At 67.7% G+C, this 22,072-nt stretch carries 22 protein-coding genes; 10 read left to right on the forward strand and 12 right to left on the reverse strand.

Annotation, left to right across the window (positions count from 1 at the left end; translation table 11 throughout):
- Window positions 1-35 precede the first annotated feature (35 nt).
- A complete protein-coding gene (locus ABUA28_RS00120; RefSeq protein WP_349901706.1) occupies window positions 36-755 on the reverse strand; it encodes a ferritin-like fold-containing protein in 720 nt (239 codons plus the stop codon).
- Between the two features lie 174 nt (window positions 756-929).
- Here ABUA28_RS00120 and ABUA28_RS00125 point away from each other — a divergent pair, with 174 nt between their 5' ends.
- Window positions 930-2,417, forward strand: coding sequence for a DEAD/DEAH box helicase (locus ABUA28_RS00125; RefSeq protein WP_349901707.1), 1,488 nt, complete (start codon window positions 930-932; stop codon window positions 2,415-2,417).
- A 129-nt stretch (window positions 2,418-2,546) separates the two neighbouring features.
- On the opposite strand, the gene ABUA28_RS00130 is transcribed toward ABUA28_RS00125, so the two are convergent.
- On the reverse strand, window positions 2,547-3,398 hold the full coding sequence (locus ABUA28_RS00130; RefSeq protein ID WP_349901708.1) for a PHP domain-containing protein: 852 nt from the start codon (window positions 3,396-3,398) through the stop codon (window positions 2,547-2,549).
- A 60-nt stretch (window positions 3,399-3,458) separates the two neighbouring features.
- Here ABUA28_RS00130 and ABUA28_RS00135 point away from each other — a divergent pair, with 60 nt between their 5' ends.
- Window positions 3,459-4,466, forward strand: coding sequence for an endonuclease/exonuclease/phosphatase family protein (locus tag ABUA28_RS00135; protein ID WP_349901709.1), 1,008 nt, complete (start codon window positions 3,459-3,461; stop codon window positions 4,464-4,466).
- 47 nt (window positions 4,467-4,513) lie between these two features.
- Entirely contained in the window at window positions 4,514-5,998 is a 1,485-nt protein-coding gene (locus ABUA28_RS00140) for an aminopeptidase P family protein (RefSeq protein WP_349901710.1), read from the forward strand.
- A gap of 29 nt (window positions 5,999-6,027) precedes the next feature.
- On the opposite strand, the gene ABUA28_RS00145 is transcribed toward ABUA28_RS00140, so the two are convergent.
- From ABUA28_RS00145 to ABUA28_RS00155, 3 genes are read right to left on the reverse strand one after another with little or no spacing between them, the layout of a single operon-like run.
- On the reverse strand, window positions 6,028-6,468 hold the full coding sequence (locus ABUA28_RS00145; protein WP_349901711.1) for a type II toxin-antitoxin system VapC family toxin: 441 nt from the start codon (window positions 6,466-6,468) through the stop codon (window positions 6,028-6,030).
- On the reverse strand, window positions 6,465-6,764 hold the full coding sequence (locus ABUA28_RS00150) for an Arc family DNA-binding protein (protein WP_349901712.1): 300 nt from the start codon (window positions 6,762-6,764) through the stop codon (window positions 6,465-6,467). Before ABUA28_RS00150 ends, ABUA28_RS00145 begins: the two co-directional genes overlap by 4 nt.
- A 56-nt stretch (window positions 6,765-6,820) precedes the next feature.
- Window positions 6,821-7,396, reverse strand: a complete 576-nt coding sequence (locus ABUA28_RS00155; protein ID WP_349901713.1) for a uridine kinase family protein — start codon at window positions 7,394-7,396, stop codon at window positions 6,821-6,823.
- Between the two features lie 78 nt (window positions 7,397-7,474).
- Between ABUA28_RS00155 and ABUA28_RS00160 the strand changes: the two genes are divergently transcribed.
- Window positions 7,475-8,683, forward strand: a complete 1,209-nt coding sequence (locus ABUA28_RS00160; protein WP_349901714.1) for an MFS transporter — start codon at window positions 7,475-7,477, stop codon at window positions 8,681-8,683.
- A 111-nt stretch (window positions 8,684-8,794) separates the two neighbouring features.
- Here the strand turns inward: ABUA28_RS00160 and ABUA28_RS00165 are convergent, their stop codons facing one another.
- Window positions 8,795-9,292, reverse strand: coding sequence for a general stress protein (locus ABUA28_RS00165; RefSeq protein WP_349901715.1), 498 nt, complete (start codon window positions 9,290-9,292; stop codon window positions 8,795-8,797).
- A 126-nt stretch (window positions 9,293-9,418) separates the two neighbouring features.
- On the opposite strand from ABUA28_RS00165, the gene ABUA28_RS00170 reads away from it, so the two are divergent.
- Genes ABUA28_RS00170 through ABUA28_RS00180 form a run of 3 tightly spaced genes read left to right on the forward strand, consistent with a single transcriptional unit; the run spans window position 9,419 to window position 12,424 of the window.
- Window positions 9,419-10,780: a magnesium transporter MgtE N-terminal domain-containing protein gene (locus ABUA28_RS00170; RefSeq protein ID WP_349901716.1), complete on the forward strand. Its 1,362-nt coding sequence runs from the start codon at window positions 9,419-9,421 to the stop codon at window positions 10,778-10,780.
- Window positions 10,767-11,306, forward strand: a complete 540-nt coding sequence (locus ABUA28_RS00175) for a DUF1003 domain-containing protein (protein WP_349901717.1) — start codon at window positions 10,767-10,769, stop codon at window positions 11,304-11,306. Before ABUA28_RS00170 ends, ABUA28_RS00175 begins: the two co-directional genes overlap by 14 nt.
- On the forward strand, window positions 11,303-12,424 hold the full coding sequence (locus ABUA28_RS00180) for a P-loop NTPase (protein ID WP_349901718.1): 1,122 nt from the start codon (window positions 11,303-11,305) through the stop codon (window positions 12,422-12,424). Before ABUA28_RS00175 ends, ABUA28_RS00180 begins: the two co-directional genes overlap by 4 nt.
- Here ABUA28_RS00180 and ABUA28_RS00185 read toward each other — a convergent pair.
- Both ABUA28_RS00185 and ABUA28_RS00190 read right to left on the reverse strand, forming a co-directional pair.
- On the reverse strand, window positions 12,411-13,910 hold the full coding sequence (locus ABUA28_RS00185; RefSeq protein ID WP_349901719.1) for a pyridoxal phosphate-dependent decarboxylase family protein: 1,500 nt from the start codon (window positions 13,908-13,910) through the stop codon (window positions 12,411-12,413). The two genes, ABUA28_RS00180 and ABUA28_RS00185, sit on opposite strands and share 14 nt — an antisense overlap.
- The gene (locus ABUA28_RS00190; RefSeq protein WP_349901720.1) at window positions 13,907-15,271 is read right to left on the reverse strand and encodes an MFS transporter; all 1,365 of its coding nucleotides are present in this window, start codon (window positions 15,269-15,271) and stop codon (window positions 13,907-13,909) included. The genes ABUA28_RS00185 and ABUA28_RS00190 overlap by 4 nt, the downstream gene beginning before the upstream one ends.
- An 89-nt stretch (window positions 15,272-15,360) precedes the next feature.
- Between ABUA28_RS00190 and ABUA28_RS00195 the strand changes: the two genes are divergently transcribed.
- On the forward strand, window positions 15,361-16,911 hold the full coding sequence (locus ABUA28_RS00195; protein WP_349901721.1) for a succinic semialdehyde dehydrogenase: 1,551 nt from the start codon (window positions 15,361-15,363) through the stop codon (window positions 16,909-16,911).
- A gap of 35 nt (window positions 16,912-16,946) precedes the next feature.
- Here ABUA28_RS00195 and ABUA28_RS00200 read toward each other — a convergent pair whose 3' ends face one another.
- A complete protein-coding gene (locus tag ABUA28_RS00200; protein WP_349901722.1) occupies window positions 16,947-17,306 on the reverse strand; it encodes a sec-independent translocase in 360 nt (119 codons plus the stop codon).
- A gap of 118 nt (window positions 17,307-17,424) precedes the next feature.
- Between ABUA28_RS00200 and ABUA28_RS00205 the strand changes: the two genes are divergently transcribed.
- Window positions 17,425-18,054 carry an O-methyltransferase gene (locus tag ABUA28_RS00205; protein WP_349901723.1) on the forward strand — a complete coding sequence of 210 codons (630 nt, stop codon included), beginning with the start codon at window positions 17,425-17,427 and terminating at the stop codon, window positions 18,052-18,054.
- A 29-nt stretch (window positions 18,055-18,083) separates the two neighbouring features.
- On the opposite strand, the gene ABUA28_RS00210 is transcribed toward ABUA28_RS00205, so the two are convergent.
- Together ABUA28_RS00210 and ABUA28_RS00215 are read right to left on the reverse strand one after the other, a co-directional pair.
- A complete protein-coding gene (locus tag ABUA28_RS00210; RefSeq protein ID WP_349901724.1) occupies window positions 18,084-18,260 on the reverse strand; it encodes a DUF3117 domain-containing protein in 177 nt (58 codons plus the stop codon).
- Between the two features lie 102 nt (window positions 18,261-18,362).
- Window positions 18,363-19,562 (reverse strand): hypothetical protein, encoded by a 1,200-nt coding sequence (locus ABUA28_RS00215; RefSeq protein WP_349901725.1) that lies wholly within the window; start codon window positions 19,560-19,562, stop codon window positions 18,363-18,365.
- Window positions 19,563-19,584: 22 nt separating this feature from the next.
- Between ABUA28_RS00215 and ABUA28_RS00220 the strand changes: the two genes are divergently transcribed.
- Window positions 19,585-20,970: a DUF2079 domain-containing protein gene (locus ABUA28_RS00220; protein WP_349901726.1), complete on the forward strand. Its 1,386-nt coding sequence runs from the start codon at window positions 19,585-19,587 to the stop codon at window positions 20,968-20,970.
- Between the two features lie 6 nt (window positions 20,971-20,976).
- Here the strand turns inward: ABUA28_RS00220 and dapE are convergent, their stop codons facing one another.
- Window positions 20,977-22,053, reverse strand: coding sequence for a succinyl-diaminopimelate desuccinylase (gene dapE, locus ABUA28_RS00225; protein ID WP_349901727.1), 1,077 nt, complete (start codon window positions 22,051-22,053; stop codon window positions 20,977-20,979).
- Window positions 22,054-22,072: the final 19 nt, after the last annotated feature.

Here is a 22,072-nt window from a genome sequence, read left to right on the forward strand (position 1 = left end):
AGGGACAACTGCTCGGTCTGCCCCCAAAACGGGAATCAAGCAGTGAGCCCGAGACCGTCCATGCGGCGAGTGTGTGCGGCGATCACCTCCGTGACCACCGGTTCGAGTTTCTCCTCATCCCTCGCCGAGGATGGCGGCATCGCGAGCGCGGAGCGGGCGACGAGCAGCGTGTCACCGACGAGGCGCCTGCCCCAGACGGCGAGTCGTGAGGCCAGGCGCGGGTTCGCGTCGATCGCAGAGTGGAGTTCGCGCGCGAGGATGTCGCCGCCCGCATCCTCGGACAGCACGCCGGCGATGCGGTCGGCGGGGGCCTGCGGGAGCCCAGAGGCGAGACTCAAGAAGAAGTCATCGAGAATACCCGCCGTGAGGTAGCACGCGGTGACGAGCTCGTACCAGTCGTCTCCCTGCGTGATCCTGCGGTAGTGGTCAATTCGCTCGCTGTACGGGGCCATCGCCTCGCCGGCCGTGCCGCCCTGACGCTCGATCTCATCGACCAGGCCGTGGTGCTTCGCGAGCGAGGTCGCGGCGACGCGGCTGACCGCCTCCTTTGCCGCAGCGGTTGGCGCCGTGACGATGGCGCGAGTGAGCGCCTCGAAGATGGAGAGCTGGATGTAGGCGGCCTGGCCGAGGAACGGCATCAGCTCTGGAGTGAGCTCGCCGAGTGCCACGTGGTTCACGTTGCTCTGCACGTCTGATCGCGATCGCAGGCGGGGCACGTCGACTCGCTTTTTTCGACGACGGAACCAGGTAGCCACGAGCCTCAGCCTAGCCGTGACGATCCGCACGGGCGCGCCGCCCGTCGGCGTTTAAGGCGGGTATAGAGGTGAAGCCCACTAAACTGGCACTATCGCCTCCCATTCTGACGGAGGTTCTACGCCCCAGGACAAAGCGGGCGTATCCGCGCTACGCAAACAAGGGCACTGAATCTTTTGACATTCTCCGAACTCAATATTGACCAGGACATGATCGACGCGCTTGCCGACCACGGCATCCTCGAACCGTTCCCCATCCAGGCACAGACCATCCCCATGGGGCTCGCGGGCCAGGATGTCATCGGCCAGGCGAAGACCGGAACGGGCAAGACGCTCGGCTTCGGTCTTCCTCTCCTGCAGGAGCTCGGCACTGACCCCGCGCCCGGCGTGCAGGCACTCGTCGTCGTGCCGACCAGGGAACTGTGTGTGCAGGTCGCCGAGGACCTCGTGATGGCGTCGAAGAACCGCGCCACGCAGGTCGTCGCGATCTACGGCGGCAAGGCCTACGAGGGTCAGGTCGAGCAGCTCAAGGCCGGAGCGCAGGTCGTCGTCGGAACGCCCGGTCGCCTCCTCGACCTCGCCAGCCAGCACATGCTGTCGCTGAAGAACGTCAAGGTCATGGTGCTCGACGAGGCCGACAAGATGCTCGACCTCGGCTTCCTCTCCGACATCGAGAAGCTGTTCGCCCAGACCTCGCCCACCCGGCACACCATGCTGTTCTCCGCCACGATGCCGGGTCCGATCGTGGCGCTCGCCAGGCGCTTCATGAACAAGCCCATCCACATCCGCGCCACAGACCCCAACGAGGGCCTCACGCAGGCCAACATCAGGCACGTCGTCTACCGGGCGCACGCGCTCAACAAAGACGAGGTCATCGCGCGCATCCTGCAGGCCGAGGGCCGCGGCAAGACCGTGATCTTCACGCGCACCAAGCGGGCGGCGGCCAAGCTCGTCGAGGAACTGAACGACCGCGGGTTCAACGCCGCTGCCGTGCACGGCGATCTCAACCAGGAACAGCGCGAGCGTGCCATGGCCGCGTTCAAGGCGGGCAAGAAAGATATCCTCATCGCCACGGATGTCGCGGCCCGAGGCATCGACGTCGACGACGTCACGCACGTGATCAACCACACCATCCCTGAGGACCACGACGCCTACCTGCACCGAGTCGGCCGCACCGGCCGGGCGGGCAAGACCGGCATCGCCGTGACCTTCGTCGACTGGGACGACATGCACAAATGGTCGCTCATCAACAAGGCGCTCGACATGGGCCAGCCCGAGCCCCGCGAGACCTACTCATCGTCGCCACACCTCTACACCGACCTCGGAATCCCCGAGGATGCCAAGGGTCGCCTCAAGACCGCGGGCCCGGCCAAGGAGCGCGAGCCCCGCTCGGCCAACGCCTCCGCGTCCGGTCGCAGCGGCGAGCGCGGCGGATCCAGCCGCAGTGGCAACCGCGATGGCGCCCCACGTAGCCGCACCCGCACCCGCGGTGGCGCATCCGGCTCGAACCGGGCAGAGGGCGCACGCGCGGATTCACCACGCTCCGAGACGCGCCAGACCGCGGAGGGCGCGGGCACCCACGACGGCACCGGCCCCAGCCGTCGCCGCCGCAACCGCACGCGTCGCCCGAGCACGGGCAGCAACACTCCGCCCCCCGCCGCGTAGACTGCGCGGCGCAATCCGCGCCGCGCCAGCCACCCGGGTCCCCGCGCCAGTAACCGCATGAGCGCGTCAGAAGTTGTTGGCGCCGCGAGCCGATAGCTGGAGCGCCGAGGGGTGAGGTCGCGGGTCGCGTCAGCCCTGGAACGGGGCGCTGCCTGTCGCCTCGGCGACGATCTGCGCAAGCACCTCGGGCTCCGTCGTATTCTCGGCGAGCCGATTCGGTTTGCCCTCGCCGTGGTAGTCGCTTGAGCCGGTGACCGCGAGCCCGTACCTGTGGGCGAGTTCGAAGAGCCTGGCCCTGCCGGAATCCGTGTTCTCGCGGTGATGGATCTCGAGGCCGAACAGCCCGGCATCCACGAGCGCCCCGATGCGCTCCTCAGAGATCACGTTCTCGCGCCCCCGGGTTCCGGGGTGGGCGAGCACCGGCACTCCCCCGGCTGCCCGCACGAGCGTGACGGCGGTGAGAGGGTCGGGTGCATAGTGCGGCTGGTAGTACCCGCTGCTCGGGTGCAGGATGCTCGCAAACGCCGCGCTGCGGTTGGGCACGTGTCCCTTCGCCACGAGCGCGTCGGCGATATGGGGACGCCCGACCGTCGCGCCCTCGCTCGTCTGGGCCACGACATCCGCCCACTCGATGTCGTAGTCGGTCGAGAGCCGCTGCACGATGGCCTCCGCCCTGTGGATGCGCGCCTCGCGAATCCGTGCGGTCTCGGCGATGATGCCCCCGTCGGCCGGATCGAAGAGGTAGGCGAGCAGGTGCACGCTCTTCCACTCGCGGCGGGTGGAGAACTCCATGCCCGGGATCACCATGAGGCCAGTGCCGGAGGCGGCGGCAAACGCCTCCTGCCAGCCGGCGGTCGAGTCGTGGTCGGTCAGCGCCACAGCACCGAGCCCCTCTGAGACTGCCGCCCGAATGAGCTGGGACGGCGTCTCTGTGCCGTCCGAGACACTGCTGTGAGTGTGCAGATCGATCGGCCCCGGCATGGTGCCATGCTAAGCCCCTTTGCAGGCTCAGCCTCTCGCGAGCGGTTAGTCTGAGGGGCCATGTTCCGTCGATTCCTCGCCTCCGCAGTGCTCATCATCGTTACCGCAGTGCTGCTCGTCGTGGCGTGGCCCGGACTATTCGGGCTGCAGCGCGCACCGATCATCGCGCAGCTCGTGTCGTTGCGCGGTGCCGCGGTCACTGCGGCCCTCGTGATCGTGGTGGTCCTGATCCTGCTCCTGCTGGTGAATCGCTCGTTTCGGCGTCTCGGCTCGGGCCTCGCGCTCATCGTGCTCGTGTTCGGCCTCATCAATGTCGCTGTCCTTGCCACGCGCGGCATCGGCAATCCGTCGTTCACGACGAAGTCGACGTCTGATATCACCGCGCTGTCGTGGAACACGCTCGGCGATGCCCCGGGCGCCCGAACCATCGCGAATCTTGCGCTCGAGACGCGCGCAGACATTGTGGTGCTGCCGGAGACGACACGCGCGGCAGCGGATGAGGTCGCAGCGCTCATGAGCGCGGGCGGGCATCCGATGACCGTGCACTCGATCGCGTTCGATCAAATCTCGAAGGCCAGGTCGACCTCGCTGCTCATCAGTACGAGACTCGGCGACTACCGCGTGGACCAGACGCTCGGGTCGACCTCGACGCTGCCCACGATCGTCGCGCGACCGTCGGGCGGCTCCGGGCCGACGATCATCGCCGTGCACGCCGTTGCCCCCGTTCCGAACGAACTGAACCACTGGAGAGCAGACCTGCGCTGGCTCTCCAAAGTCTGCGCGGGCAACACCATCATGGCGGGCGATTTCAACGCCACCCTCGACCACATGGTCGGTCTGGGAAAGTCAGGCAAGACCTTGGGCGACTGCACTGATGCCGCGGCCAGCACGGGCAACGCGGCGGTCGGAACCTGGCCCACTTCGCTTCCCGCCCTCATCGGCACTCCCATCGACCATGTGATGACGACGTCGAACTGGCGCGTCACCGGGATGCGCGTCATCCAGAACGAAGACACGGCCGGAAGCGACCACCGCCCGATCGTCGCGCAACTGCAGCACGCACGCTGACCACGCACGGCCAGACATGAAACAGGCCAAGCGAGAGACAATAGGGCATGGTCGAATCGAAAGCTGACGCTCCCCGCGCAACCTCCAACCGCTCAACCACCCCGGTGTCCGGCACCTTCAAGGACTACATCTCGGGTCAGTGGGCCGAGCGCGAGAATGCCCTCCCGCCGCAGCGCGAGCACGCGGCATTCGCGGCCGGGCGGCGAGCGCGCATCTCCGCACTGCACCCGGGCAAGCGCATCATCCTGCCCGCCGGTGCGGCGAAGACGCGCTCGAACGACACCGACTACGCCTACCGCGCGCACTCCGCCTTCGCCCACCTCACCGGCTGGGGCTCGGACAGCGAGCCAGGTTCTGTGCTCGTGCTCGAGCCGGCCGCGAACGGCCACGAGGCAACGCTGTACTTCCGCGAGCGCGCGGGCCGTGACTCCGACGAGTTCTACGCGAACCCCGGGATCGGCGAGTTCTGGATCGGGCCTCGCCCGTCTCTCGCGCAGGTCGCGGCCGACCTCGGCATCGCCACCGCGGGCATCGCCGACTTCGCGGGCGTGCTCGACGCCGTCGACGCCGACACGCTGCTCGTGCGGGATGCCGACCGAGACATCACAGACCAGGTCGACGGTCGCAGGCTGCTGGCCGCCAACCTCGAGGGATCAGACCTCGAGGCGAACGATGGCGACGCAGAGCTGGCCCGCGACCTCTCCGAACTCCGGCTGGTGAAGGACGCCTACGAGATTGAGCAGATGCGGCTCGCTGTCGCCGCGACGAAGAAGGGCTTCGACGACGTGATCGCCGATCTGCCGTCGATCGTGGCCCACCCGCGCGGCGAGCGCCTGGTCGAGGGCACGTTCAACCGGCGTGCCCGCGCGGAGGGCAACACGGTCGGCTATGACACGATCGCTGCCGCAGGTGAGCACGCCTGCATCCTGCACTGGACCCGCAATGACGGGCCGGTGAAGCCGGGAGACCTCATCCTGCTCGACGCCGGCATCGAGCTCGACAGCTACTACACCGCGGACATCACCCGCACGCTGCCGATCGGCGGTACTTTCAGCGAGTCGCAGCGGCTGGTGTACGAGGCCGTGCGCGAGGCGGCGGATGCGGCGTTTGCGATCGTGCGTCCGGGCATCCGCTTCCGCGAGATCCATGCCGCGGCGATGGCCGTGATCGCCCAGAAGACCGCGGAGTGGGGCATGCTGCCGGTCAGCGCTGCCGAGTCGATCAAGCCGGAGAACCAATTCCACCGCCGATACATGGTGCATGGCACCTCCCACCACCTGGGGATCGACGTGCACGACTGCGCGCAGGCCAGGCGCGAGCTCTACCTCGACGGGGTGCTCGAGGCGGGCATGGTGTTCACCATCGAGCCGGGGCTGTACTTCCAGCCGGACGACCTCACCGTGCCGGAGACCTTCCGCGGCATCGGGGTGCGCATCGAAGACAACATCCTCGTCACCGCAGACGGCGCCGAGAACCTCTCCATCGGCATCCCCAGGACCGCGGATGACGTCGAGGCCTGGCTGCGCGGCTGACCGCTCGAGGTTTGCCGCCTGCCTCCCGATCAGCTGCCGGGCAACAGTTCGAAGCCGCTCTTTGCCGCGGCCTCCCTGAGCTGATCGTCGAATGCCGCGAACACTGAGCATTCAGGGTCTGCCACCCTCGCGGCCAATGCCGTCGACAGCTGAACCGCGTCATAGGCGCGAAGCCCGTGAGCCGAGGTCAGCGCCGCCGCCTTCTCAAGCAGGATGCTCGAGACTGCGAGGGGTATAAGAACGGTATCGCCACCACCGCCTGGTGAATAGTCTGCCTCGAACGCGCGAACCAAGATGCTCGCCGACGCCACGCTGAGCTGTCCCATCCGATGCTTGCGCCAGAGCGCGGCCGGAACTTCGACACGCGCAAGTTCTGACACCGCCATGGTCGTCAGCGCCCGAATCTCACGGTGACCTGCCTCATCCGCATACAGTTTGACGACCGCGGATGAGTCGGCAAACACGCTCACCGCCGCTCCGACGAAACCAGCTCGGAGAGCTCGGTCCCACGACCGGCCTCTGCGCGCGCCCGCTTGAGATCGGCCTTCGACGGGCGTTCCGACGCCCCTGCAGGGGTAGTCACCATCAAGCCTGCTCGCGCGAACCGCGCCCGCATCCTGTCGGACTCCGAATCCTGCTCGTCTGGGGAGGTGGCGACTTCGAGAACTCTGGTCAGGTAATCGTTCATGCTGCGCCCCTGGGCCGCTGCGACATTCTGCACTCGTTCAACGAGTTCGCTCGGCGCGCGCCAGGTGACTTGACTCATGCCTTCATGCTAGCAGGCATGCAGGCAATACGTGCTTGGTCAATCGTGCCAGAGCGTCAGCGCGAAGTCGAGAAGAGGACATCTGCTCGCGCGCGAGGAGCAAACCGCTCATCGAAGTCCCGCTCATTCGGCACCCAGATATCACGCCACAGAGCGTCGTTGTCTCGCCCCAGCTCGGCATCACGCTCCATGCCTTGTCGAGTCGAGGTCTCCAGATCGACGTCGCACCAGACCGCCAGGTCGATCGCAAAGAGCGCGTCGGGGTGAAACAGGCCGATCAGATCGACCACGAGAACTTCTGCGTCCGGAAGGGGTTCAGGATTCCCTAATTCGCCGCGACCCCAGTCGTAGCGCCGGAACTGGCTCGTCCGGCCCTCTCGGATCGGCGTGAGGACTTCCGATACGAGGCGGGACCTCTCGACACCAGCCCAGTCGGACGATCGTTGATGAGAGCGGGCGGGATCGAGGAAGTCGTCTCCGCGCATTCGCACGGCGCCGGGCAGTCGCGCAACGATGCGACGTGCGAGAGTCGATTTTCCGGAGCCACCGAATCCCGATACACCGACCACGACCGGCCGACCTGCTTCTTGTCGCCCCGTTTCTATCCGTCTGATTAGCTCGGGCACGTCCACGGCTCGATCGTAGCTAGTTCGCTCGCGGAGCAACGCACGACCACGGCCGCCGTTCCGCGGTTGCTAGTGTTCTCTGCTGTGAGCGCTCCCCGTGGATCAGTCATTGCCCGCTCCAGCAACCGCGGCTGGCGCAATGCCGTCTTCACGCTGTTCGCCCTCGGAGGCATTGCGATCTCGACCTGGGGGCCGCGGCTTCCGAGCATCCGCCACGACCTCGGGATCGGCGATGCGGCGATCGGACTCGCCCTCGCGGGAGTCACCATCGGCTCGATCGCGGGCCTCGGCGCGTCCTCGGCGGTGCTGTCGTGGCTCGGCAATCGCCGTGCGCTGCTCTCCTGCGTCGCGATCGTGGCGATCGGCGTTGCCGGAGTGGGGCTCGGAGCCGGCCTCGCGCACTCGCTTCCGGTGACCTCGATCAGCTTCGTGCTCGTGGGCTTCGGTATCGGCACCGTCGACGTCATGATCAACGTCGAGGGCGCGGCAGTCGAGCACGCCTCCAGGCGCACCCTCATGCCGCTCATGCACGCGGGATGGTCTGCCGGATCGATCCTCGGCGCGGCCATCGGCGCGGCCAGCGCGGCCCTCGACTTCGATTTCACCTGGCAGTTCCTCGGAGAAGCGATCCTGATCGTGGCGGCCGGCGCTGCTGCCGTCGGCTTCCTGCCGCAGAGCTCCCACATCAGGGAGGACGTCGAGCGACCACCGGTGCCGCAGCGCATCCTCCAGTGGCTACGTGGCTGGACGCACGGTCGGCTCCTGCTCATCGGGCTCGTCATGCTCGGGGTGGAGCTCGGTGAGGGCACGGCGAACAGCTGGCTGACCCTCGCCGTCAAGGACGGACACGACCAGACCAACGCCATTGCCGCACTGTTCTTCGTCGCCTTCGCCGCGGGCGAGACCACCGCCCGTGTCTTCGGCGGCCCGCTCGTCGACAGGCTGGGCCGCGTCAGGACCATCCGCGTCACCGTTCTTCTTGGAGTGGTCGGCGTCGTGCTCTTCATCTTCGGCGGCCCCGCCTGGCTCGTGCTCCTCGGCACCGTGCTGTGGTCGATCGGGGTCTCGATGGGCTTCCCGCTCGGGATGTCCGCGGCGGCAGACAGCGGACCGAACCCGGCTGCGCAGGTCAGCGTCGTCGCGTCGATCGGGTACCTGGCGAACCTCGGTGGGCCGCCCGTGATCGGAGCCCTATCGGAGCACTTCGGCATCCTCGGCGCCCTCTGGCTCGTGGTCGCCCTGCTCGTCGTCGGCTTCGCCGCGGCGGGAGCTCTCGCCGTGAAGAAGCGGTGACAGCGAGGTGTGGTGGTGCGCGGTGGGTAAGGAACCCCTCGCGGATTGCGGCAAAGCGTGGGTGCGGAGATCCGACACCCGCATTGTGCCGCAACGCGACGGCGGGTGCCTCTAGGCCTCCGGCTCCGGTCGGGCCAGCAGTTCCTGCGCGCGCATGACGAGGCTCGGGTCGACGATGATCTCGTACTTGCTCGCGAGCACCTGGTGCGTCGAGGTGAAGTCGCGGCGCCTGCGGTTCAGGGCATAGCTGACGATCCCGAACAGCATCCCGAAGCCGGCACCGATGAGTGCGGCCGCCCCCACGTAGACGACGGCGTTCGGCACAGGGGAGAAGATGAACAGCACGAGCCCGATGAACAGGCCGAACCAGACGCCGCTCGCTGCCCCGGCGCCCGCCGCGCGACCGTAGGTGAGCTTGCCTGTGACCCGCTCGACCGTCTTGAGCTCGCTTCCCACGATCGACACCTGCTTCACCGGGAACTCCGCCCTGGCCAGCCGATCGACCACGCTCTGGGCCTCGACATAGGTGTCGTAGGTGCCCAGCACGTCCCCCCGCGGGAGGGTCGGAAACACCGGTCCACGACGCTGGAATGGGTTTTGGCCGCTCATGTGACTCATTATCCCCGGTAAAGCTCCGAAGCCGCCTGTTCCGCCGTCGGCTGCAGGCATCCGGCCACGGGCGGCGCCTCCGGAACACTGCCGCTGCACACCCACCGGAGGTCTAGGTTAGAGGGTGTGAGCGCAACGAGAGTCTTCGTCGCCCGTTTGGTCGGGTGCGCCGTTTTCGACCCCGAGGGCGACAAAGTCGGTCGGGTGCGAGATGCGCTCGTCGTCTACCGCAACACCTCCTCTCCCCGCGTGGTCGGACTCATCGTCGAGGTGCCGGGCAGACGCCAGGTGTTCCTCTCCATCGGCAGGGTCACGAGCATCGGCTCCGGGCAGATCATCACGACCGGGCTCATCAACATGCGCCGCTTCGAACAGCGCGGCGGTGAGGTGCGCGTGATCGCCGAACTGCTGGGGCGCAAGGTCACCCTCGTCGACGGATCGGGTACAGCCACCATCGAGGATGTCGCGATCGAAGAGGGCGACGACGCCGAGTGGTCGATCACCGAACTGTTTCTGCGGCGCCCGAAGCCGAGCGCGAGCCCCTTCGTCAAGGGCCACACCCTGTTCGCGGCCTGGAACGAGGTGCGCGAGAACCGCGGAACGCGCGAGGCGCAGTCCGCGACCCAGCTGCTCGCGACCTACGAAGACCTGCTCCCCGCCGACCTCGCCAACGCCCTGCTCGACCTGCCCGAGCAGCGCATGCTCGAGGTGGCAGAGGAGATGTCGGATGAGCGCCTCGCCGACGTGCTCGAGGAGATGCCCGAGGTCGAACAGGTCGGCATCCTCAACCAGCTCGAAGACAACCGAGCAGCAGACGTACTGGACCAGATGCAGCCGGATGACGCTGCCGACCTCATCGCCCAGCTCACCGAGGAACGCGGCGAAACCCTGCTCGAGCTCATGCAGCCCGAAGAGGCCGAGGACGTGCGCATGCTCCTCGCCTACGCTCCGGACACCGCGGGCGGGCTCATGACCACCGACCCGATCATCGTGAGCGCGGACGCGACGGTCGCGGAGGGCCTGGCCCTCATCCGTCGACACGAGCTCGCGCCGGCGCTCGGCGCTGCCGTGTGCGTGACCCTGCCGCCGTACGAACCACCGACCGGCCGCCTGCTCGGCGTGGTGCACTTCCAGCGGATGCTGCGCTACCCGCCCAACGAACGCCTTGGCACCCTGATCGACCAGCAGCTCGACCCCGTTCGGTCGGACGCCTCCGCCGCGGAGGTCGCCCGCATCCTGGCCAGCTACAACCTCGTCTCCGTACCGGTCGTCGACGAAAACCATCGACTCGTCGGGGTGGTGACCATTGACGATGTCCTCGACTATCTGCTGCCGGACGACTGGCGAAGTCACGACGAAGACCAGCCCCTCCCTCCTCGCGAGAGAGCCAGGCAGTCCGCAGTCTCGACCGCGACAGCCCCGATAGCACTGAAACAGGCACCACGAACCACCACTCGGACCAGGAGGACAGGCAATGGCCAGAGCTAACCGCCAGGAACTGCCGCTCGACTCCCCGAAGGGTCTGCGCACCAATTTCGTTCCCCGCTTCACCAGTAGCGGAAACCGCGACAGGATGGGACGCTTCTCCGAGGCCTTCGCCCGCGCGATGGGCACGCCGTGGTTCCTCGTCGGCATGACGGTGTTCTGCGTGCTCTGGCTCGGCTACAACACCTGGGCGCCCGCCCACGCGCAGTTCGACCCGCGCTCTCTCAACTACACGCTGCTCACGCTCATCCTGTCGCTGCAGGCCTCCTACGCCGCACCGATGATCCTGCTCGCGCAGAACCGCCAGGACGACCGCGATCGGGTGCAGGTGGTGCAGGACCGTCAGCGCGCAGAGCGCAACCTCAACGACACCGAGTACCTGGCGCGTGAGGTCGTTGCGCTGCGGCTCGCGATGAAAGACATGGCCACGAAGGAGTTCATCCGAGCGGAACTGCGGTCACTGCTGGCAGAGTTGGATGAGCAGAACAATTCCTACGCAGAGAAACCAGACGAGGTGACCACGGAGTGACCACAGAGGCACTGGAGCACAATCCGACGCCACTCGAGCGGAAGGTGTTCCAGGCACTCACCCAGGTGATCGACCCGGAGATCCGCAAGCCCATCACCGAGCTCGACATGGTGAGTTGGATCACCGTGACGGATGCCGGCGAGGCGAGCGCGGAGATCAAGCTCACGATCGTCGGCTGCCCCGCCGCCCGCACCATCGAGAACAACGTGCGCGCCGCGATCACCGCCGTGCCGGGCGTCACAGCCGTCGACCTCGTGATGACCTCGATGACCACGCAGGAGCGCAACAAGCTCACCTACAAGCTGCGCAACGGTCGCTCGAAGTCGCTGCAGTTCAGCGCGGACTCCCCCACCCGCATCTACGCGGTCACGAGCGGCAAGGGCGGGGTGGGCAAGTCCACGGTCACGGCGAACCTCGCGGTGGCGCTCGCCGCGCGGGGGCTCAAGGTGGGTGTGCTCGACGCCGACGTGTTCGGGTTCTCGATTCCGGGCATCCTCGGCATCGCCGACGCGAAGCCGACTCGCGTGCAGGACATGATCCTGCCGCCGATCGCCTACGACGTGAAGGTGATCTCGATCGGCATGTTCGTCGAATCCGGCACCGCCGTCTCCTGGCGCGGACCCATGCTGCACCGCACCGTGCAGCAGTTTCTCACCGACGTGTACTTCGACGAGCTCGACGTGCTGCTGCTCGATCTGCCGCCCGGCACGGGTGATATCGCTATCTCCATCGGCCAGCTGCTGCCCTTCGCCGAGGTGCTCGTCGTGACGACCCCGCAGTCCGCGGCCGCGGACGTGGCCGAACGCAGCGCCCTCGTGGCCCGCCAGACCGGCCAGAGAGTCATCGGCGTGATCGAGAACATGGCCGGACTCGTGCAGCAGGACGGCTCCGTGCTCGATCTGTTCGGCACGGGCGGCGGGGCGGATGCCGCCGCACGGCTGTCGACGGACGACCAGCCGGTACCCCTGCTGGCGTCGATCCCGCTGAGCGTCGGCCTGCGCAAAGGCGGAGACAGCGGCACTCCCATCGTGCTGAGCGACCCGGCGGATCCCGCCGCGGCCGCGATCATCTCCGTGGCAGACTACCTCGCCGCCCGAAGCGCGCCTACGAGCGCGTAACCGGCTCGACGAGGCGGGCGAGCAACTCCGTCAGCAGTCGTTCCGTGAGGGCCGTCGGCAGCGCCTCGATGAGCGCGATGAACGGAGCCATCCGCTCCGGCAGCGCTCCGGAGCCTTCACCCGGCACGATGAGCCCGATCTGCACCAGGAGACCGTACGCGGCCTCTGCGTCGAGGGGCACCGCATCCGGCGACGACAGCCCGGCCACCATCGCGGGCGGCAGGCCACCCAGGACGTCTGCCGCGGTCACCGGCGGCACCCCGCGCACCTCGTCGGCGGCGAGCACGAGCGCTGCGCTCAGCTCAGCGAACACTCCCTCGGTCACCGGCGTCACGGTGAGGTGGGTGGTGTGCGGTAGGTGCGTGCCGTCCGGCTGGGCGAGTCCTGGCTGCAGTTGCAACAGCCAGCCGTGGGCCCGCGCCCTGTCGGCCCAGTGGTGTGGGTCGACGCGCTCGGCCACCGGCACAGACTCATCCGCGGCGACGGCGAGCAGCGGCCCGACCGGATGCCCGACGACACACAGGCCGGGAATGGCCTCGACGAGCGCCACGAGCGCCGTCGTCGACCGCTCGCAGGATTCGGCCAGCGCGGCGAGCCCCCGGGAGCCGAGCGCGTGGATGATCGCCCAGCCGGCAGCGAGCGCGCCGGCGGACTTCGAGCCGAGAATCGTCGGGTTGACCACCGGATAGCCCGGCCAGCGGGTCGTCGCGAAATACTGCGAGCGCTGCCGGTCTCGGCCGCGCTGCAACAGAACGGATGCCCCCTTCGGCGCATACCCGAACTTGTGCAGGTCGGCGCTCACGCTGGTCACGCCGTCGACGCGGAAGTCCCACGCCGGAAGCTCCGACCAGAAGGGCAGCACCCATCCGCCGATGCACGCGTCGACGTGGCAATCCACCGCCGCTGCGAGGCAGGTGGCCGCGACGTCCTCGACCGGGTCGAGGGCGGCGAACGGATACGACGGCGCGGAGACGACCACGAGTGCGACGTCGTCGCCCAGCCGGTCGAGGAGCCGCGAAGCAGGCAGCGTGCCATCCTCGTCCACCGGTACGAGATCGAGCTCGAGGTCGAAGTAGTGCGCGGCCTTCTGGAACGCCGCGTGCACGGTGACCGGAGCGAGCAGCCGTCCGCGCCCGCCCGGATGGGTCGCACGCCAGTTGTCGCGCGCGGTCTTGACCGCGAGCAGACAGCTCTCGGTGCCACCCGTCGTCACCGTGCCGACCACGTCATCCGGCCCATGCAGCATCGTGCGCGCGAAACCGATGACCTCGCGCTCCATCACGGCGACCGAGGTGAAGGTGGTCGGGTCGAGACCATTGACCGGCTGCACCATCCGGATCGCCGCCGCCGCGAGGTCGTCGAGCTCGGCGAGTCCGGAATCGTAGACGTAGGAGAGCACGTGGCCGCCGTGGGTCGGCGCATCCTCCTCGCGCAGGCGCGCGAGCCGTGCGAGGATCTCCGCGGGCTGTTCGAGAAAGGCGGTCATGCGTCCGACCCTTCGGAGATGTCGGCCTTCCGCAACGGGTACCGCGCAAACGACCACAGGCTGAGTGCGATGATCACCGCGGGCACGACACTGAAGCTCAGCACGATACCCGTGATGGCTGAGGCGGGTTGGTGCACACCCGCGTCGCCCATCGAGGAGAGATAGCCGGATGCCGCCAGCACGATCGTGAGCACGCTCGCCCCCAGCGCCATGCCCGCCGTCTCCCCCGCCGTCCACACCCCGCCGAACGCTCCGGCCTGCCCGTCGCCGTGCGAGCGCGCATCGTGCGAGATCACGTCGGGGAGCATCGCCATGGGCAGCGACTGCATTCCCGCGTAGCCCGCGCCCGCGAGCCCAACGGGAAGGTAGACCCAGTCACCGGGATACCAGGCGAGCAGCAGCATGCTGAGGGCGGCGACGCCGAACAGGGCGCTCGCCCAGACGAAACCACGCTCCTTGCCGATGCGGCGTGCGATCACCCCCCACAGCGGCGCGGCGATGAGGGCCGGCGCGATCAGGGCGATGAACAGGAGCGTCACCGCTCCCTCGCTCTCGAGCACCCAGGTCGCGACGTACTGGGCCCCGGCGAGCATGAGCCCGGTCGCGAGCCCCTGCAGCAGGAAGGTGAGCAACAGCGCACGGAAGGCCTGGCTGCGTCTGAGGGTGCGCACTCCGGCAGCGTAGTTCTCGCGCACGGTGTGCCTGGGCGCATCCGCCCGCCTCACGTTCTTCTCGGCGACGAAGCTCGAGACGAGCATGCCGAGCCCGATCACGAGGCCGGCGACGATCGCCATGACCAGGTACTTGAAATATCCCTCGCCGAGATCGCGCAGCGCCGGTCCGCCCGCGCCGAACAGCAGGATGGCGAAGGTCAGTACGACGACACGCCACGACAGCAGCCTGGTGCGCTGGTCGTAGTCGCTCACGAGCTCTGCGGGCAGAGCGATATACGGCACCTGGAACAGGCTGAACGAGGTCGCGGTGAGAATGAAGGCGACGAGCACCCACAGGCCGGAGACCAGGGGAGGGAGCCCATTCGGCACGGCGAAGGTCAGGATGAAGAACACCGGCAGGGTGACCGCGCCGAGCAGCATGAAACGCCGTCGTGATCCCGTCACGGCGAGGCTGTGGTCGCTACGCGCACCGATCACGGGGTCGATGATCACGTCCCAGATCTTCGCGATCGTCACGAGCGCTCCGGCGAGAAGTGCGGCGACACCCAGGGTGTCCGTGAGGTAGTAGACCAGCACGAGGCCCGGCAGCGTGGCGAACCCTCCCGTGCCGAGCGAACCGATGGCATAACCGCTCACGGTTCTGCGGGACAGGGCTGCGCGCGAGTATGTGCGCTCCGGTGCGACCATTTCGAGAGTGTAGCGCGACCGCGCGCGGCTCGGATCAAACCACCAGTTCAGCCTCACCCGGCTCTGCGATACGCGGCTTAGAATGAGCCATGCCTGGTGCTCCGCTGAAACGCTCGGTCATCGACGATCTCGACCGCGACCTCCACTCTTCGCGCGAGTCGAGCGCCCAGGTGCTCGCGCCGTTCACCGGCGAACTCCTGCACGAACTCCCGCTCAGCACCGTCACCGACGTCGGGGATGCCGTGGCCCGCGCCCAAGTGGCGCAGCTGGCCTGGCAGGAACGCGGCTGGGCACACCGCCGGCGCCTGCTGCTGCGCGCGCACGACCTGCTCCTGGAGCGGCGTGAGCTGCTGCTGGACGCCCTGCAGACCGAGACGGGCAAGACCCGAGGCCAGGCGTTCGAAGAGATATTCATGGGCGCGAGCGTCACGCGGTACTACGCGGTCTCTGCGCGCTCGATGCTGCGAACCCGTCGCCGCAGGGCGGGTATCCCGCTCGTGCTCTCGACCAGGGTCGCATACCGACCCAAGGGGGTCGTCGGCGTCATCACTCCGTGGAACTATCCTCTGAGCCTCGCCATCATGGACATCGTTCCCGCTCTCGCTGCGGGGAACGCCGTCGTGCAGAAGGCCGACAACCAGGGTGCGCTCAGCATCCTCGCCACAAGACGCGCGTTTCTCGATGCCGGGCTTCCGCCGGAGTTGTGGGCTGTCGTCACCGGTGACGGTACCGCGATCGGCGGAGCGGTCGTCGGCGCGAGCGACTACGTGTGCTTCACCGGGTCCACGGCCACGGGCCGCATCGTGGGTGTCCAGGCGGCGACGGCGCTCGTCGGAGCCTCCCTCGAACTCGGCGGCAAGAATCCGCTCATCGTTCTTGACGATGTCGACCCGAAGCGGGCAGCGGCCGGTGCCGTGTACTCCTGCTTCGCCTCGCTCGGGCAGCTGTGCGTCTCGATCGAGCGCATCTACGTGCACAGCGCCGTCGCCGACGAGTTCATCGCAGAATTCGTTGCGCGCACGGCCGCACTCGTGCAGGGCCCGGCCTTCGACTACTCGACGGATGTCGGCTGCCTCGCCCTCTCCTCCCAGCTCGAGCGCGTGCAGGCGCACGTCGACGATGCCGTCGCCAAGGGCGCGACCGTGCTCACGGGGGGCCACGCCCGGCCCGATCTCGGACCGCTGTTCTTCGAGCCGACGGTGCTCACCGGCGTGACGGATGACATGGCCTGCGTCGTCGGAGAAACCTTCGGTCCGGTGGTCGCCATCACCGTCGTCGACACGGCGGACGATGCGATCATCGCGGCGAACGCCTCTCCCTACGGACTCAACGCCTCTATCTTCAGCGGCTCGAGGCACCGCGCCCGCGAGTTCGCGAGCGCCATCGATGCGGGCAGCGTGAACATCAACGAGGGCTACCGCGCGAGCTTCTCCTCGGTGGATGCCCCCATGGGCGGAATGAAGCAGTCAGGCCTCGGACGACGCAATGGCAAAGTCGGCCTGATGCGCTTCGTCGAGGCCCGCACTGTGGCGGAGTCGGCCGGGCTGCTCACCCTCCCGCGCACCGGCAAGGAGTTCGCGAAGATGACCGGACTCATGCTCACACTGCTGCGCACGCTGAAGGCACTGCGCCGCCGCTGACCCGATAGCGCTGACCCGATAGCAGGGTCGAGAACTCAGGTGGCCTCGTCGTCGAAGGGCGCGGGCTTGCCCGCATCCACCGTAACCGCACGCTTGGCAGAGGCGGACTCCGTTGCCGGCGTATCGCTCGGCGAATCAAACAGGTCCTCGGTGAGCGCCTCACGGATGATACGGCGCGGGTCGTACTGGCGCGGATCGAGCTTCTGCCAGTCGACGTCGTCGAAGTCCGGCCCCATCTCGTCGCGCAGGCGGTCTTTCGCCCCGTCCGCCATCTTGCGAACGTTCTTGACCAGTTTCGCGAGCTGGGCCGCATAGCCGGGCAGTCGCTCGGGCCCGAGCAGGAAGACGGCAATCACCGCTATCACCAGCAGCTTGTCGAAGGTCAGGCCGAACATTCGTCCAGACTAACCGGTTCTGAGGATGCCGTGACACACGTGTGCCGAACTGTGATGCGGCGCGCCAGTCCGAAGCCGCACACTTGCGGCCCTACGCTGTTGGGCGAGGAGAACCACTGTGTCTGACAAAGATTCCAATTGGAGATTCGCCGAGGAATTCGGCGAGGAGCGCGAAGACATCGCGGCGCTTCGCCGACACTCGATCGAGATCGGCGTCGAGTCCGTCTCGCCCGCCACCGGCGCCCAGCTCGCCGTCGTCGCCGCGGCCAGCTCAGCGACCAACATCATCGAGATCGGTACCGGTCTCGGAGTCAGCGGACTCTGGATGCTCTCGGGCGCCCCGAAGGCCACGTTCACCTCGATCGACATCGAGGCGGACTACCAGCAGACGGCGAAGAAGGCGTTCAGTGACGCCGGGTTGCCGGCCAATCACATCCGTCTCATCACCGGTCGCGCGCGCGAAGTGCTCCCCCGCATGAACGAACAGTCGTACGACGTCGTCCTGGTGGATGCCGATCCGCAGTCCGTCATCGAGTACGTCGAGCACGGCCTGCGTCTGGTTCGCCCGGGCGGCACGGTTCTCGTGGCTCACGCCCTCTGGCGCGGACGAGTCTCAGACCCTGCACAGCGCGACGACATCGTCACGGGCTTCCGCACCCTGCTGAAGGAGATCGGTGACTCCGACGCGGTGATCAGCTCGCTGTCGCCCATCGGAGACGGGCTCCTGCAGATCACCAAGCTCGGGTAGCTGCCGCTCGTTTCGCGGCCGCAGCCGTGCTACTTGGCTGCCGCGACGACTCCCGCGAGTGCGTCGTGAAGCTCCTGCGCCTCCGCGTCGTTGACAGACACGACCAGGCGGCCACCGCCCTCGAGCGGTACGCGCACGATGATGAGACGACCCTCCTTAACAGCCTCCATTGGCCCGTCGCCGGTCCTCGGTTTCATGGCTGCCATGACTGGTCCCCTTTCGTGGAATGTACTCCATTATCTCGTACTTTCTCGCTATCCCGAAAACGGGGGCGTCATGCGGGGGCACACTCGGGCACCTCGGCGTGGCTACGGCGGACTCCAGTCGTAGCCGTGTGACCACCAGCAGACGTAGATCCAGCCCCACTGCAGAGCGAGGAAGAGCACGACGAGCGCGCTGCGATACCACCGCGATCGCGGCTGGGCCAGCGCCCCCAGCAGGGGATTCAGCGGCATGAGCAGGCGGAACAGGCTCGACTGCGGAAAGAACACCGCGAGCAGGTAGACCGAGTACGCCACAACCCACGACACGAGGTCCGGGCCGAGACGACGCACCGCGGGGAAGAACAGCAGGGTCACGAAGAGTGTCACGATAAGAACGAGCGTGACGATGCCGAGAGGGCCGGGCATCCAGAACATCGCACCGCGCACCCACCCGCCGAAGGGCACAAGCGCACCGTAGCCGATGTAGGGCGCGCGCCAGGCGAGTTCCGTGTCGGTGTACGCGCCCGGCACCCCGGTGACGGCCCAGGCGGTCACGGGCCAGACGAGACCCATGATGCCGCTGAACACCACGGCGACGACGGCTCCGATCCGGTCTCGCCGGAGAAACCGGTGTCGCTTCCTCCGAGTCCAGCGGTAGCCGAGGTGCAGGGCGAGCGCGAGGGCCATGGCGAGTCCGGTGGGCCTCGTGAGCGCGAGCAGGGCGATGACCGGCAGCATCCAGAAGTAGCGCCGCTTGAGCAGCAGGTACAGCACTGCGCTCAGGAGGAACGCCGCCATCGACTCCGCGTACGACACCTGCATGATCGGCGACAGGGGCGCGACACAGAGCAGCACGACAGAGAACAGCGAGACGGATGCGGGCAGCACGAGCCGCATGAGCCGGTAGAACACGAGCGCCCCGGCCAGGGAGAAGGCGAGGGAGACGAGCACAGAGACCGGCTCCCAGGGCAGCGCGGTCAGGTCCATGAGTGCTTTCACGAGCACCGGATAGCCCGGCATGAACGCCCAGGCGTTCTCGGTCACGTGGCCGTTTGAGACCGGGAGCACGCTCGGATAGCCGGTGGTCGCGATGGTGTGGTACCAGCCGCTGTCCCAGAACTGGGCGAACTGCAGGTACGACGGATGCGGGCCGGCCCAGTTGGTGGCGCCTTGCCAGCCCGCGAACATCAGCAGCATCCACGTCGTGATGATGCGGGACATACCCCACACCACGACGACCTTCACCCACCACGGCGTGAGGCGGTAGCGCACGAGCAGCCGATGCCGCCGCGCGTTGTTCACCACCACATGACAGTATCCTGTCCAGATGATCGGACGGTGGCTGCGCGCGGGCGTGGCCGCGTGGCCCACCTTCCTCGTCTCCGCCCTCAGTTTCGCCGCGTACACGCTCTACGGATGCCTCCAATGGCGCCGCATGTCCGTTCCGTCGTGGGACCTCGGCATCTTCACCCAGCTGCTGCGAGACTACGCGTCGCTGCAGGCTCCGATCGTGCCGATCAAGGGGGTCGGGTTCAACCTGCTCGGCGACCACTTCCATCCGCTGCTGGTCATCCTGGCGCCGTTCTATGCGGCGTTCCCCTCCGGGCTCACCCTGCTCGTTCTGCAGGCGGCTCTCGTGGCGATCTCTGCCTTCGTCATCACACGGCTCGCCGTGGAGAAGCTCGGGCGCGTGGTCGGGCTCTGCATCGGCTTCGCCTACGCCGTGAGCTGGGGCATCGACAACGCCGTCGCCGCGCAGTTCCACGAGATCGCGCTCGCGCTGCCGCTCCTGGCGTTCTCGCTGGTTGCCGTCGTGCGCCGGCGCTGGCTGGCCGCCGCGCTGTGGGCCGCGCCGCTCGTCTTCGTGAAGGAGGATCTCGGGCTGACGGCGCTCGTGATCGGCGTCGTGCTGTTCCTGCGCGGTGCTCGCCGGCTGGGAGCCGCGCTGTGCGCCTGGGGCCTGTTCTGGTTCGCGGTGACGACGATGCTCATCCTGCCGCTGCTCAACCCGCACGGTACCTGGGACTACGGCGGCAGTTCCAACATCGGCGGCTCGCTGCTGCATCCATTCCAGACCCTCGCGTCGCTCGTGACGACGCCGAAGCTCGAGACGATCATCCTGCTCACTCTCGCGACCGCGGCGCTTGGCTGTCGTTCGTCCATTTCGCTCGCGGTGCTACCGACGCTGGCCTGGCGCTTCCTCTCCGACAACAGCTCATACTGGGGTCCGGACTGGCACTACAGCGCCGTGCTCATGCCCATCGTCTTCATCGCCTTCATCGACGCGCTGCTGCTCGCGAGGCGCTCGAAGCACGTCTGGCTGAGGCTGTACGGCCGAGCCGCCGTGCCGATCTCGCTCGCGTTCGCGCTCGTGATGCTGCCGCAGCAGCCGCTCGCGGACCTCGTGCGCCCGAGCTCATACGCTCCCGCACCCGCCGCCGCAGTGTCGGCCATGGCCACGATTCCGGATGACGCCACCGTCGTGAGCGACCTGAGCTACCTCGCGTACCTGTCCAGCCGCGACACGGTCTATTGGATCGGGAACTCGGGTAATCCGGCGGCCGACTACCTCATCCTCGACCGCAACAGCGGCTCGTGGGGAGGCAATCCGCCCCAGGACGCCGCGGCCTACGCCGAGCGGACCTTCGCGGGCACGCACTATCGGCTCGTGTACTCCGAGGGCGGCTACCAGGTGGCGAAGCGCACCGACTAGCCCGCCTCAGGCCAGCCAGGCGCGCAGGCCGCGTTCGCACTCGGTGATCTGCGCGAGCGGCACGCGTTCGTCGTCGGCGTGTGCCCCCAGCGGATCACCGGGGCCGTAGTTGACCGCAGGCATGCCGAGCGCGGAGAAGCGTGCGACATCCGTCCAGCCGTACTTGGGGTGTGCCGCACCGCCGACCGCCGCGAGGAAGTCCCGCGCGATCGGCGCATCCAGTCCCGGTCGTGCGCCCTCCGCGAGGTCGGTGACGGTGAGCTCGAAGCCTGCGAACACCTCGCGCAGGTGCGCGATCGCCTCTTCGCCCGAGCGGCTCGGGGCGAAGCGGTAGTTGACGGTGACGACGCACTCGTCGGGGATGACGTTGCCCGCGACCCCGCCCGTGACCGCAACGGCGTTGAGTCCCTCGCGGTAGACGAGGCCATCCACCTCGACCTCGCGCGGGACATACGCGGCCAGGGTCGCGAGAATCGGCGCGGCGTCGTGGATGGCGTTGTGGCCGACCCAGGCGCGCGCGGAGTGAGCGCGCACGCCGGTGGTGCGCAGCTCGATGCGCGCCGTGCCGTTGCAGCCGCCCTCGATGGTCGCATTGGTCGGTTCGCCGAGGATGGCGAAGTCGCCTGCCAGCAGCTCCGGATGCGTCGCCGCGAGCCGGCCGAGACCGTTCAGTTCAGAGGCCACCTCTTCGTGGTCGTACCAGATCCAGGTCAGATCGGCCTTCGGCTCGGTCAACTCGACGGCGAGCTTCAATTGCACGGCGACGCCCGCCTTCATGTCGACAGTGCCGCGACCCGAGAGGTACTCCTCGCCGTCGATCGTTTCGCGTCTCGTCGGCAGGTTGTCATTCACCGGCACCGTGTCGATGTGGCCGGCGATGACGACGCGCGTCTCGCGTCCAAGGGTTGTGCGGGCAACGATCGCGTCACCGTCTCGAACCACCTCGAGATGATCGTGACCGGCGAGGGACGCCTGGATGGCATCCGCAATCGCTCGCTCATTGCCCGAGACCGACTCGATGTCGCAGAGCTGCCGCGTGATCTCGATCGATGAGACGCTGAGGTCGAGTGAAGCTGCGGGCATGACCGCAAGTGTATCGACC

Source organism: Parafrigoribacterium humi, assembly GCF_040227205.1.
Taxonomy (GTDB): Bacteria; Actinomycetota; Actinomycetes; order Actinomycetales; family Microbacteriaceae; genus Parafrigoribacterium_A; species Parafrigoribacterium_A humi.

Coding starts and splice junctions, on each gene's coding strand:
- ABUA28_RS00130 (WP_349901708.1), bottom strand. CDS start 3,398: ATGCCGGGGCCGATCGATCTGCACACTCACAGCAGTGTCTCGGACGGC.
- ABUA28_RS00135 (WP_349901709.1), top strand. CDS start 3,459: ATGTTCCGTCGATTCCTCGCCTCCGCAGTGCTCATCATCGTTACCGCA.
- ABUA28_RS00140 (WP_349901710.1), top strand. CDS start 4,514: ATGGTCGAATCGAAAGCTGACGCTCCCCGCGCAACCTCCAACCGCTCA.
- ABUA28_RS00150 (WP_349901712.1), bottom strand. CDS start 6,764: ATGAGTCAAGTCACCTGGCGCGCGCCGAGCGAACTCGTTGAACGAGTG.
- ABUA28_RS00165 (WP_349901715.1), bottom strand. CDS start 9,292: ATGAGCGGCCAAAACCCATTCCAGCGTCGTGGACCGGTGTTTCCGACC.
- ABUA28_RS00175 (WP_349901717.1), top strand. CDS start 10,767: ATGGCCAGAGCTAACCGCCAGGAACTGCCGCTCGACTCCCCGAAGGGT.
- ABUA28_RS00185 (WP_349901719.1), bottom strand. CDS start 13,910: ATGACCGCCTTTCTCGAACAGCCCGCGGAGATCCTCGCACGGCTCGCG.
- ABUA28_RS00190 (WP_349901720.1), bottom strand. CDS start 15,271: ATGGTCGCACCGGAGCGCACATACTCGCGCGCAGCCCTGTCCCGCAGA.
- ABUA28_RS00195 (WP_349901721.1), top strand. CDS start 15,361: ATGCCTGGTGCTCCGCTGAAACGCTCGGTCATCGACGATCTCGACCGC.
- ABUA28_RS00200 (WP_349901722.1), bottom strand. CDS start 17,306: ATGTTCGGCCTGACCTTCGACAAGCTGCTGGTGATAGCGGTGATTGCC.
- ABUA28_RS00210 (WP_349901724.1), bottom strand. CDS start 18,260: ATGGCAGCCATGAAACCGAGGACCGGCGACGGGCCAATGGAGGCTGTT.
- ABUA28_RS00220 (WP_349901726.1), top strand. CDS start 19,585: ATGATCGGACGGTGGCTGCGCGCGGGCGTGGCCGCGTGGCCCACCTTC.
- dapE (WP_349901727.1), bottom strand. CDS start 22,053: ATGCCCGCAGCTTCACTCGACCTCAGCGTCTCATCGATCGAGATCACG.